Annotated in this window: 8 protein-coding genes, 8 tRNA genes and 1 pseudogene; 1 reads left to right on the top strand and 16 read right to left on the bottom strand. The window is 45.2% G+C overall.

The window, feature by feature from the left end:
* The 14 genes and pseudogenes from L5M71_RS18425 to recA form a co-directional block, all read right to left on the bottom strand.
* A pseudogene (locus L5M71_RS18425) lies at positions 1–162 on the bottom strand (IS110 family transposase); the annotation flags it as partial.
* A gap of 134 nt (positions 163–296) precedes the next feature.
* Positions 297–373: transfer RNA gene (locus tag L5M71_RS18420), tRNA-Arg, on the bottom strand.
* A 101-nt stretch (positions 374–474) separates the two neighbouring features.
* A tRNA-Ser gene (locus L5M71_RS18415) sits at positions 475–566 on the bottom strand.
* 45 nt (positions 567–611) lie between these two features.
* Positions 612–688, bottom strand: a tRNA-Arg gene (locus L5M71_RS18410).
* Positions 689–737: 49 nt separating this feature from the next.
* A tRNA-Arg gene (locus tag L5M71_RS18405) sits at positions 738–814 on the bottom strand.
* A gap of 49 nt (positions 815–863) precedes the next feature.
* A tRNA-Arg gene (locus L5M71_RS18400) sits at positions 864–940 on the bottom strand.
* An 86-nt stretch (positions 941–1026) separates the two neighbouring features.
* Positions 1027–1103, bottom strand: a tRNA-Arg gene (locus tag L5M71_RS18395).
* 44 nt (positions 1104–1147) lie between these two features.
* Positions 1148–1224, bottom strand: a tRNA-Arg gene (locus tag L5M71_RS18390).
* Between the two features lie 22 nt (positions 1225–1246).
* Positions 1247–1338, bottom strand: a tRNA-Ser gene (locus tag L5M71_RS18385).
* Between the two features lie 205 nt (positions 1339–1543).
* On the bottom strand, positions 1544–1741 hold the full coding sequence (gene csrA / locus L5M71_RS18380) for a carbon storage regulator CsrA (RefSeq protein ID WP_006082602.1): 198 nt from the start codon (positions 1739–1741) through the stop codon (positions 1544–1546).
* A gap of 118 nt (positions 1742–1859) precedes the next feature.
* Positions 1860–3116, bottom strand: coding sequence for an aspartate kinase (locus L5M71_RS18375; RefSeq protein ID WP_220590833.1), 1257 nt, complete (start codon positions 3114–3116; stop codon positions 1860–1862).
* Positions 3117–3125: 9 nt separating this feature from the next.
* On the bottom strand, positions 3126–5750 hold the full coding sequence (gene alaS / locus L5M71_RS18370; protein ID WP_263181230.1) for an alanine--tRNA ligase: 2625 nt from the start codon (positions 5748–5750) through the stop codon (positions 3126–3128).
* Positions 5751–6069: 319 nt separating this feature from the next.
* Positions 6070–6540, bottom strand: coding sequence for a regulatory protein RecX (locus L5M71_RS18365; protein ID WP_411569134.1), 471 nt, complete (start codon positions 6538–6540; stop codon positions 6070–6072).
* Between the two features lie 17 nt (positions 6541–6557).
* A complete protein-coding gene (gene recA, locus L5M71_RS18360; protein WP_105251812.1) occupies positions 6558–7625 on the bottom strand; it encodes a recombinase RecA in 1068 nt (355 codons plus the stop codon).
* A 402-nt stretch (positions 7626–8027) separates the two neighbouring features.
* Here recA and mutS point away from each other — a divergent pair, with 402 nt between their 5' ends.
* Positions 8028–10598, top strand: a complete 2571-nt coding sequence (gene mutS / locus L5M71_RS18355) for a DNA mismatch repair protein MutS (RefSeq protein WP_263208909.1) — start codon at positions 8028–8030, stop codon at positions 10596–10598.
* A gap of 131 nt (positions 10599–10729) precedes the next feature.
* Here mutS and rpoS read toward each other — a convergent pair whose 3' ends face one another.
* Positions 10730–11710: an RNA polymerase sigma factor RpoS gene (gene rpoS, locus L5M71_RS18350; RefSeq protein WP_263208907.1), complete on the bottom strand. Its 981-nt coding sequence runs from the start codon at positions 11708–11710 to the stop codon at positions 10730–10732.
* Positions 11711–11790: 80 nt separating this feature from the next.
* Positions 11791–12687, bottom strand: a complete 897-nt coding sequence (locus L5M71_RS18345; protein WP_263208905.1) for a peptidoglycan DD-metalloendopeptidase family protein — start codon at positions 12685–12687, stop codon at positions 11791–11793.
* Between the last annotated feature and the right edge of the window lie 89 nt (positions 12688–12776).

Genomic DNA, 12776 nt, shown 5'->3' with positions numbered 1-12776 from the left:
GGCCTCCATAGCAATAAGGCTACCTTCGGGGAATTGTCTAATTTTATCGAGCAGCTTGTTTCTGTTAACCTTTTTGTTACTCATGACAGAGTTATCCATAAGACAAACACAAACTTGAAAAACATTTTTGGCTAAATCGATACCAATAACTTTAATATCCATGATGGAAACCTCCAGAACTATTTGTCAGCTTTAAGCTTGGCATAATACTGCAAGCTTAGGTGCTGAGGCGTCCATCACATCACTACAGACTGAAAATAAAAAAGCCCTGCAATTGCTTGCAGGGCTTATCTATATGGTGCGCGTGGAAGGAGTCGAACCTCCGACCGCCTGGTTCGTAGCCAGGTACTCTATCCAGCTGAGCTACACGCGCAAACTCGTTTTTGTACTTCTAAGATCCAATCAATATTGAGTCTAGGATAAGCACTTTTATCTCGCAAATTTATTCTATTCTTCTCGACTAAAAGAATAGAATGGCGGAGAAGGAGGGATTCGAACCCTCGATGGGAGTTAAAGCCCATACTCCCTTAGCAGGGGAGCGCCTTCGGCCACTCGGCCACCTCTCCGCGTTTAACGCTTTAAATCAACAAGACGTATCTCGTTAACTATATTGGTGCGCGTGGAAGGAGTCGAACCTCCGACCGCCTGGTTCGTAGCCAGGTACTCTATCCAGCTGAGCTACACGCGCATGTTAAACGGTAAAACACTAATACGACCTAAATCATATTAATTTAAATTGGTGCGCGTGGAAGGAGTCGAACCTCCGACCGCCTGGTTCGTAGCCAGGTACTCTATCCAGCTGAGCTACACGCGCATGTTAAACGGTAAAACATTAATACGATTTAAATCACATTAATTTAAATTGGTGCGCGTGGAAGGAGTCGAACCTCCGACCGCCTGGTTCGTAGCCAGGTACTCTATCCAGCTGAGCTACACGCGCATTTTAACTCTTTGCTATAAGCAATTATCTACAAAATTTCTTATGAAATTCAAAACTGATGAGTTAAAGATTAACTAATGCAGAGATGGTGCGCGTGGAAGGAGTCGAACCTCCGACCGCCTGGTTCGTAGCCAGGTACTCTATCCAGCTGAGCTACACGCGCGACTTGTATCTAAATTTACTTTTACATCAAACACTAATAAAAAATGGTGCGCGTGGAAGGAGTCGAACCTCCGACCGCCTGGTTCGTAGCCAGGTACTCTATCCAGCTGAGCTACACGCGCACTGTTTTCTATCTTTAAGAAATGGCGGAGAAGGAGGGATTCGAACCCTCGATGGGAGTTAAAGCCCATACTCCCTTAGCAGGGGAGCGCCTTCGGCCACTCGGCCACCTCTCCGTTTTCTTGGCGCACATATTACTGTTTGACGAAAATAAGTCAAACCCTTTTTCCGAAACAGATTCCATTTGAACTGTTTTTAATCACATTGCTGTTATATCAAGCCAATGTATTGATTTACGCCAATCTTTCGGTCTAAAAAATAAAAAAGCCAGTTAAAAAACTGACTCTTCTGTTGCCGTAGTACGCTTGCCAAAACAAGGTACTAAAAGTTACCACCTTCCGATGGTGTACCTGATTTTTCAGATTGAATGCGTTGGTAGATTTCTTCGCGATGAACAGAAACCTCTTTTGGTGCATTCACACCAATACGCACTTGATTGCCTTTTACCCCTAGCACTGTAACTGTGACTTCATCACCAATCATCAGTGTTTCGCCAACACGACGAGTCAAAATCAGCATTCGATAGCTCCTTTATTTCTTAATTCAGCTTACACACGGCACTCATCCGGTAGATGGGCTTATTATAAGGTCAGCTTAGTACAAATTAATAGTATTCAATACTCAAACGGTTATTTAATTACACCTTATTTAGCTCGAAAGCGTGATGTAACGCCCGAACCGCCTTGTGTAAGTCCCTTTCATCGATAACGGTTGATAATTTACTCTCTGACGTCGTGAGTAACTTAGCATGAATAGTTTCATTACCCAAGACTTCTAACATCTTAGTCAATAATCCCATTTTTGCCTGTAAACCTTTGCCAACTAAAGATACTTTTGCACGTTGACGTTCGATAATCAATGGCCCGAGTGCGAGGCTTTCACTTAAGCCTTCGAGCTCATTAAGTAGAGTATCGACCTTAGCTTCAGCGAGCATAAAACTGACTCGACCCGAAGGATCATCCTCGTGGATCCTCAATGGAGAAATAAATTCCACATCGATTTCCAATCGCGTTAAACAGCCTAACAGCGCTTGATAGCGTTCACTGGTAGTAAACAGCCCTTCAATCGTCAGCGTTGCCAGTGACTTATTAATCGCAATACCTTGGACTAGCGAGGCGATAGAGAGTTCAGACTCGTCGCCAAATTGGATTAACGTCCCCTGCCCAGCTTCAAAACTCGACAAGACTCGCAATGGCACACGAAAACGCTCTGCGTATTCGACAGAATCGGGATGCAGTACTTTAGCGCCGAGCTTTGCCATTTCGAGCATCACATCAAACCCAATCACATCGAGGCGACGGGCACTGCTATCAATATTCGGATCTGTGGTAAATACCCCAGCCACGTCAGTAAAAATCTGGCATTCATCAGCTTCTAACGCCGCCGCTAAGGCTACAGCTGTGGTATCTGAACCACCGCGCCCTAAGGTGGTCACTTCACCTTGAGGATCGATACCTTGAAACCCTGCAACGATCGGCACAACACCATCGGCTAGTAGTGATTGCAAATACTCAGTATCCACTCGCTCGATGCTGGCGCGGCCAAATTGACTATTAGTATGAATTTGTACCTGATCGCCTGTAAGGGATTTCGCCTTTATGCCGCGGCGCTGTAACGCCATCGACATTAAGGCAATGCTCACTTGCTCACCCGTTGACACTAACATGTCTAATTCGCGCGCCGAGGCCCGCGGATTAATTTGTGCTGCCAGTGCAAACAAGCGATTAGTCTCACCCGCCATCGCTGATAAAACTAAGACTTGCTGCTCACCATTGTGAGCTGACTTTGTAATCTGCTCAGCGACTGCTTCGATACGTTCAATAGAACCCACCGAAGTGCCGCCGAACTTTTTCACAAAAAGCTTGCTACCACTAAGCTTTCGTTTTTGGGGCACAGCAACCTCTTAAGCTAGACGCTCAGTAATCCAAGGTAATACTTGAGCCAATGCCGCATCCAGATTTTCTGGCTGGCTACCGCCCGCTTGAGCCATATCAGGACGACCACCGCCTTTACCGCCCACTTGTGCAGCGACCATAGCGACTAGCTCACCCGCTTTGACTTTACCGATCAGATCGTTACTCACACCCGCGATCAGGTTAACTTTCCCTTCCTGCGCGGTACCAAGAACGATAATGGCCGATTTCAATTTCTGTTTTAATTCATCTTGCAAACCACGTAGTGAACTTGCCTCAACGCCGTCTAATTTTTTGATCAGTACGTTAACGCCATTAACTACAACGGCATCGCCCACTAAGTCTGCACTCGCTGCGGCCGCTAGCTTATCTTTCAACTGCGCCATTTCTTTTTCGAGTTGTTTCATCTTATCGAGCTGCGCTTTTAACTTAGCCACCACTGAGTTGGCATCGCCTTTCAATAAGGCTGCAGCTTCTTCCAGTTCAGCTTGTTGCTGCGCCACATAAGCCATAGCGGCAGCACCAGTCACGGCTTCGATGCGACGTACACCCGCAGCAATACCTGCTTCAGAGGTGATTTTAAATAAGCCGATATCGCCAGTGCGACCCACATGGGTACCGCCACACAATTCGATAGAGAAATCGCCCATAGTCACAACACGCACTTGTGAATCATATTTCTCACCAAAGAGTGCCATAGCGCCTTTCTCTTTAGCTTCATCTATGCCCATTTCAGCGGTTTTCAGCTCATGGTTACGACGAATTTGAGTGTTAACTAATTCTTCAACTTCTTTTAATTCAGCAGCTTTTACGCCTTCGAAATGGGAGAAGTCAAAACGTAAACGCTCAGGATCAACCAAAGAACCTTTTTGCGAGACATGAGTACCGAGCACTTGACGCAGTGCGGCATGCAGTAAATGCGTAACAGAATGGTTTAACTGTGTACGGTGACGCAGTTTTTTGTCCACTTTCGCTTCAATAACTTGGCCAACGCTCAAGCTACCTGTAGCCAAAACACCTTGATGGCCCGTTGCTTGACCATACTTTTGCGTATCGTTTACCGTAAACTCAATACCGTTTGCAACCAATTGGCCTTTATCGCCTACTTGACCGCCAGATTCCGCGTAGAAAGGTGTTACATCGAGCACGACAACGGCTTCATCACCCGCTTTGATCGCCGTCACTGACTCACCATTTTGATAAATCGCGGTGACCTTAGCTTGGCCCGCTAATTCGGTGTAACCAGTGAATGCGGTTTCAGCATCGATTTTCAGCGCTGCGTTGTAATCTGCACCAAAGTTACCAGCAGCTTGGGCGCGGCTACGTTGCTCAGCCATGGCGACTTCGAAACCTGCTTCATCGACAATGATGTTGCGCTCACGACAGACGTCAGCGGTCAAATCCATTGGGAAGCCGTAGGTGTCATACAGCTTAAATACGGTTTCGCCGTCTAAAGTGTCGCCTTTCAACTCGTTTAAGGCCGTATCTAAAATACCTAAACCACGTTCAAGCGTACGGGCAAATTGCTCCTCTTCCGCTTTCAGCGCTTTTTCAACAATGACTTGCGTCTCAGCTAACCCTTTAGCCGCATCGCCCATCACCGCAATCAAAGATGGAACCAACTTATAGAAGAAAGCTTCGGTCGCGCCCAACTTGTTACCATGGCGAACTGCGCGGCGGATAATGCGGCGCAGCACATAACCGCGGCCTTCGTTCGACGGCATAACGCCATCGGCAATAAGGAATGCACATGAACGGATATGGTCGGCAATGACGCGCAGTGACTTCTCGGTTAAATCGCTTACGCCGATGATTTCTGCCGCTTTAGCGATCAAAGTACGGAAAATATCGATTTCGTAGTTAGAATGTACGCCTTGCATAATCGCGGCGATACGCTCAATCCCCATGCCAGTATCAACCGATGGCTTAGGCAAAGGTAACATTTCACCCGATGCTTGACGGTTGTACTGCATGAAAACGATGTTCCAGATTTCGATGAAACGGTCGCCATCTTCTTCAGGACTGCCAGGACGGCCACCCCAAATATGATCACCATGATCATAAAAAATCTCAGTACATGGACCACAAGGACCGGTATCACCCATTTGCCAGAAGTTATCTGACGCAAAGGCAGCACCTTTATTGTCACCGATACGTATGATGTTCTCGGCAGCGACACCAATTTTTTTATTCCAGATTTCAAAGGCTTCATCATCTGTCTGATAAATAGTGACGCACAGACGTTCCTTCGGCAGCTTTAACGTTTCAGTTAAAAAAGTCCAGCCCAAACGAATCGCTTCTTCTTTAAAATAATCTCCAAAACTGAAGTTACCTAGCATTTCGAAAAAGGTGTGATGACGTGCTGTGTAGCCAACGTTATCCAAATCGTTATGTTTACCACCGGCGCGTACACAACGTTGAGCAGTGGTCGCACGCGTATAATTGCGTTTGTCCATACCAAGAAACACGTCCTTGAACTGGTTCATGCCTGCATTGGTAAATAAAAGTGTGGGATCGTTGCCTGGCACTAATGAACTACTGTCCACAACTTGATGACCATTGCTGCGGAAAAATTCGAGGAAAGCGCTTCTGAGCTCTGCTGTAGTTTGATACATGAAATCATCCTGAATTGGGTAAGCATTACCAGCTACGCCTTAGGCTAGCCGTATTTCTATTTGCCCAGCATTATAAGCAGACTAAGGAAGGACGACCAGTCTTGATTGGTGATATACACATCAGGAATTTAATATTTTAGCGTGAATCGCCCACACCAGAGTCACTAGAAGCAAAACGACAAGATAAAGCACAAATAAAGACGGTGTAAGTTTATCGCGGCACGGACAATATTTAAGCAAGTGAGTCTAATGTGGAGTACGAAATGGACAAGACTCATTGATGATATTTAGATGAGCTTTTACAGTCTTAGCTCCAAATTTAATAATTTTCATCGAGATCATTGGGATCTGAATCTAGTGCGTAAGTGATTTGATCGTAGCTAAAGCCTTGGCCCATTAAAAAACGCACTCGTTTGGCCTTTTCCTTTGCGATGAGATCCCGAGCTTTAGAGCCCTTCACTTCTGTTACGCGAGGAACACCGTATTTTTTGGTGGCTTTATCTTTTGCTAGCTCAAACCAGTCACAATCACAATTAACCAAAGCGGCTTCAATACAGTCTTTAGATAAGCCTTTCTGTGCGATTGCTTGGCGGATGCGTATTGCACCGTGGCCTCGACTGATGTGGCTTCGCACCAACAGTTCGGCATAACGAGCATCATTAATAAAACCGGAGGATTCGCAAGCATCGAGTACAGGTTCGATATCGTTAAGTTCGAAACCTTTTTCGAGCAATTTATCGCGGATTTGTAAACGGGAATAATCGCGGCGCGCTAACAGCGCGACCGCAATTTGATGGGCTGACTGACTCAGAATACTTCGCCTGTCTCTAAATCAATATTGTCCTCAGTACTATCATCAGCTTTGGCAGCCAAGGCACTCGGATTACTCAAAAGCAACTCACGTAGCGTCTTGTCAATTTCAGCAGCAATAGCTGGGTTTTCAGTCAGATATTTGCCAGCATTAGCACGACCTTGGCCGATTTTATCACCTTTATAGCTGTACCAAGCGCCCGCTTTTTCAATCAACTTATGGGCTACGCCTAAGTCAACTAACTCACCAGTACGGTTAATACCTTGGCCATAAAGGATTTGGAATTCGGCCTGCTTAAACGGCGCTGCAACCTTGTTTTTCACCACTTTAACGCGAGTTTCGTTACCGACCACTTCATCGCCGTCTTTAATGGCACCAGTGCGGCGAATGTCTAAACGAACAGAAGCATAAAACTTCAGCGCGTTACCACCGGTTGTAGTTTCTGGGTTACCGAACATCACACCAATCTTCATCCGAATTTGGTTGATGAAGATAAGTAAGGTGTTAGATTGCTTTAAGTTACCCGCAAGTTTACGCATGGCTTGGCTCATCATACGCGCCGCTAGGCCCATGTGAGAATCACCAATTTCGCCTTCGATTTCAGCTTTAGGCGTTAATGCCGCCACTGAGTCGACTACGATAACGTCAACAGCGCCTGAACGAGTTAAAGCATCACAAATCTCAAGCGCTTGCTCGCCAGTATCCGGTTGCGAACACAGCAGGTTATCAATATCTACGCCCAATTTTTTAGCATAAATAGGGTCTAACGCATGCTCTGCATCGATAAAGGCACAGGTTTTGCCTTCACGTTGCGCTGCGGCAATCACTTCTAAAGTCAGTGTTGTTTTACCTGATGATTCAGGACCATAGATCTCAACGATACGACCCATTGGCAAACCGCCAGCACCTAAAGCAACGTCCAGAGACAGAGAACCGGTAGAAATGGTCTCAACATCCATAGAGCGATCTTCGCCCAGCTTCATGATGGAGCCTTTACCAAATTGTTTCTCAATTTGGATCAATACCGCAGCAAGTGCTTTCTCTTTATTTGGATCGACCTTCATTCCTGTTCCCTCATCAAGACAAGCATTAAGCTGTCAAAAGTGATATTCAATTTACAAACGGGTAATTCAAAAAGCCGCGCTTTTTGTCTTAATTCTGCTGACTAGTATACTGTACAATCATACAGTATCAAGACCTGTGACTGAATTATTTTTAGCTGATAGGATTTTTAATATGACCAAGGTTTTAGCGAATATCAAATCAGATAATAGCTCCCTTTGATCAATATCCATCGTTAAGGGCTCAATTTTCGCTAAATTATTGCTAAGATTGGCGCAACAAATTTTGCGTGGTCTTTTTAGCTGAAAATTGTACAGCAGTCTTCCGCTTCCATAGCGCTTAATCACCCTTAACCACACAAACTGTATCGCCTTTAGGCAGTCACAACGGACGATAACGATTTAATGAATGTAATTGATACCGATGATTTAGAGAAACATACTCCTATGATGCGTCAGTACTTGACGATGAAAGCAGAACATCACGATATGTTGCTGTTTTATCGCATGGGTGACTTCTACGAGTTGTTTTATGACGATGCTAAACGTGCTTCTGAGCTGTTAGGCATTTCACTCACTGCGCGCGGTAAAAGTGGTGGCGATCCTATTCCGATGGCGGGACTTCCTTACCATGCTGTGGAAGGCTATCTTGCAAAATTAGTTCAAATTGGTCAATCAGTTGCGATTTGCGAACAGATTGGCGATCCCGCGACATCTAAAGGACCGGTAGAACGTAAAGTGGTGCGAATTGTCACGCCAGGCACCTTAACCGACGAAGCGTTGCTACAAGAGCGCCAAGACAATCTGTTAGCCGCGGTTTATCAAGGTAAAGTCGGTTTTGGTTATGCCACATTAGATGTTTCATCCGGACGTTTTGTGATTGCAGAGCTCGACACCCGAGAGTCATTAGAAGCAGAATTGCAACGCACTAATCCCGTTGAAATTCTCTACAGTGAAGACTTTGGCGAACTAGGTCTACTTAACGGTTTTAAAGGCAAACGCCGTCGCCCCGAGTGGGAATTTGATTACGATACGAGTATCAAGTTACTACTGGCCCAGTTCGGCACTAAAGACTTACATGGTTTTGGCATCGCAGATGCACGTTTATCACTGCAGGCTGCGGGTTGCTTGATGCAATATGTCAAAGACACACAGCGCACGGCACTGCCCCATATCAATGCCATTATCCGCTTCAATCAAACCGATAGCATAGTACTCGATGCGGCAACTCGCCGAAATTTAGAATTAACTCAAAACCTTGCCGGTGGCCGCGATAATACCTTAGCGGCAGTATTGGATAATACGGCAACGCCTATGGGCAGCCGTATGTTACAACGCTGGGTCCATCAGCCTCTGCGAGATCCTAAGCAAATCAAGGCTCGTCAACAGGCGGTGACTGAACTGCTCGATACCGCAGCCCACGAAGGTTTGCATGAGCAGCTAAAGGCACTTGGCGATATCGAACGTATCATGGCAAGGTTAGCCCTGCGCACTGCCCGTCCAAGGGACTTTGCACGTTTACGTCAAGCACTGGGCTTATTGCCTGAATTACAACTGAGTTTAAGTACACTGAGCGCGCCGCACACGACTCAATTGCGTCAACACTTAGGTGAGTTCCCCGCTGAGCAAGCCCTGCTTGAGCGCGCGATAGTCGATAATCCACCTATGCTTATCCGCGATGGTGGGGTGATCCGTGAAGGCTATAACAGCGAACTAGATGAATGGCGCGGTCTGAGCGAAGGAGCGAGTGATTACTTAGTACAACTTGAAGCCAGAGAAAAAGAACGAACTGGCATCAATACACTTAAAGTCGGCTATAACCGCGTACACGGTTATTACATCGAAGTAAGCCGCCTGCAATCCTCACAAGTACCGCTCAATTATCAACGACGCCAAACACTTAAGAATATGGAGCGTTATATCACGCCTGAACTTAAGGAATACGAAGAAAAAGTCCTCTCGAGCCAAGGTAAAGCGCTGGCACTCGAAAAGCAGTTATGGGAACAGTTATTCGATCTTATTCTGCCGAAATTACATGAATTACAGGCTTTTGCTAGAGCAGCGGCTGAGCTTGATGTACTGAGTAACTTTGCCGAGCGTGCCGAAACCTTAGGCTACACTTGTCCAGAGCTGAGCCAAGATATCGGCGTACAAATAGACGCAGGTCGCCATCCAGTGGTGGAGCGTGTTAGCCAAACGCCGTTTATCGCTAACCCAGTGACCTTGCACAATCAAAGACGTATGTTGATTGTCACCGGACCCAACATGGGCGGTAAATCGACCTATATGCGTCAAGTCGCCTTGATTACACTGATGACCCATATTGGTTGTTTTGTTCCAGCAGATCGCGCCCTGATTGGCCCGATTGATCGCATCTTTACCCGTATTGGCGCATCAGACGATCTGGCCTCTGGCCGCTCAACCTTTATGGTCGAAATGACTGAAACTGCCAACATCCTGCACAATGCCACTGCCAGTAGTTTAGTGTTAATGGATGAAATCGGCCGTGGAACATCCACCTATGATGGTTTATCGCTAGCTTGGTCGGCAGCAGAGTATTTAGCCCAGCAAGTCGGGGCTATGACCCTATTCGCTACCCATTATTTTGAGCTAACTCAATTACCTGACTTAATGGCAGGTGTTTACAATGTGCACCTTGATGCCATAGAGCACGATGATACCATCGCCTTTATGCATGCAGTACAAGAAGGCGCCGCCAGTAAAAGCTACGGCTTACAAGTTGCGGCGCTTGCCGGCGTGCCAAACAAAGTGATTAAAGCAGCGAAACATAAATTGCAGCAATTGGAGAGTCGCGATCACCAACCAGAAGGAACGAGGACGCCCATTCAAAGCTTACTCGCTTTACCTGAACCGGTTGAAAATCCAGCTTTGACTAAATTAAGTAGCATTAATCCCGATAACTTAACGCCAAAACAGGCGCTTGATTTGCTCTATGAACTGAAACGCTTGAGCTAGACATCAGGTGATCTAAATAAAAGCCTAAAAATAACAACGCCCACTCTATAGTGGGCGTTTTACTTTATGACGTGATCTCACACTAAGTGCATTTCTGGATAGCTTCTCTGAAAGGCACCATAAGACAGATATTAGTTTCTAAATAAAGCTTCAACAGATAAACCTTGAGAACCCAATAAATCACGTAAGCGTTTTAATGCTTCCACTTGGATTTGACGAACACGTTCACGGGTTAAACCAATTTCAGCCCCCACATCTTCAAGCGTAGAAGGTTCATAACCTAACAAACCAAAACGACGGGCTAATACTTCTCTTTGTTTTGTGTTCAACTCGTTAAGCCATTTCACAACCGAGTTAGAGATGTCTTCATCTTGCACTTTATAGTCAGGGCCAACACTATCATCATCGGCCAATACATCTAATAATGCTTTCTCGTTATCGCCCCCCAAAGGCGTATCAACAGAGGTAATTTTTTCATTCAGCTTAAGCATGCGGCTCACATCAGAGCTAGAAACTTGCAGTTTTTCAGCAATTTCTTCCGCTGTAGGTTCATGATCCAGTTTTTGTGCTAATTCGCGGGCTGTGCGCAAGTATACGTTGAGTTCTTTAACAACATGAATCGGCAAACGAATAGTACGAGTTTGATTCATGATAGCGCGTTCAATCGTCTGTCTGATCCACCAAGTCGCATAGGTTGAAAAACGAAAACCTCTTTCTGGGTCAAACTTTTCTACGGCACGAATTAAACCTAAATTACCCTCTTCGATAAGATCGAGCAGTGCTAAGCCGCGGTTATTGTAACGACGTGCAATTTTTACGACGAGACGTAAATTACTTTCGATCATGCGATTACGGGATTTTGCACAACCTTTTAAGGCCTTACGGGAAAAGTAAACTTCTTCTTCTGCGCTAAGCAGTGGGGAAAAACCAATCTCACCTAGATAAAGTTGAGTGGCATCAAGATTTTTTTGCAGGTCATCTTGGACCTGTTGTTCTATTCCTAGCTCTTGGACTAGATCGGTGGCAACTTCTTCTTTTTCAAGATCAAAGTCTACGGTTTCTGCGGAAAAATCTACTAGTGCTTCTGCGGCAGTGCTATTTATGCGGCTCATGATCAAATCTCCCAAACCTAATTAAACTGCTGAATTAGTGCAATTTCCTATCCTCCATTTGCCAACAAGGCCCCAAACAATCATTGTTTAGGTAAATAAGTAAGTGGGTTTACAGACTGTCCATGGTAACGAATTTCAAAATGTAACATTACCCGATTGGCACCTGTATTGCCCATTTTTGCAACAGTCTGCCCTGCGAGGACATGTTGCTTTTCTTTGACTAAGATCTTGTCCGTATGAGCATAAGCACTAAGGTAATCGTCACTATGTTTAATAATCACTAAATTACCGTAACCCCTAAGAGCACTTCCTGCGTATACCACCCGCCCATCTGCAGCAGCTTTGATGATATCTCCCCGATTTCCCGCGATCTTAATACCTTTATTTCCCTGCTCATTGGCAGAATAAGTTCCGATTAACTTCCCTCTTACTGGCCACTGCCACTGACTCACACTGGCTGGCAGTGTTGAGGTGGGTGGAACCATTAGTTGGTTAACATTTTGTTGGGAACTTGTTACAAGGTACGCGGGCTTAGCTTTCTGATCAAGTGTTTTTTTCAGATCGTCACTTGACTTAGCATTAGACTGATAAACCTTATCATCTAATTGTTTTTTATCACTTTTACTTGAGTTAGCATCTGAATTATCCGTTATATTTCCATCTAAAGTCGTAGATTTTGATTGGTTACTAGATTTAGCATTAGTTAAATATAAAATCTGTCCAGGGTAAATTGTATAAGGGTTATCTAATTGATTAAGTTTAGCTATTTCAGAAAAGTCTTTCCCTGCAGCCCAAGAAATAGAGTAGAGAGTGTCACCTTTTTTAACTTTATATGAATTCGATTTAATGTGGCCTTTGCTATTTTTAGAGTAGCTATGGGAAATATTTTCGACGGGTGCGGGTCTGCTGGCCTGAAAGCTACAGCCTACAAGCAGAAATATAAAGCAAAGGTTTAAGAGTAAACCCGCATTCAACAATAAAAACTCCTTGGTAAGGTTGTATTACTGTTTATGATGAGAAAATGACGCCTTCTGTGCAAAACAAGCACTTCGCTTAACACAGTAGC

This window comes from Shewanella sp. SW1 (genome assembly GCF_025653545.1).
Taxonomy (GTDB): Bacteria; Pseudomonadota; Gammaproteobacteria; order Enterobacterales; family Shewanellaceae; genus Shewanella; species Shewanella oncorhynchi.
This window is presented reverse-complemented; position numbering and strand designations above follow the sequence as displayed.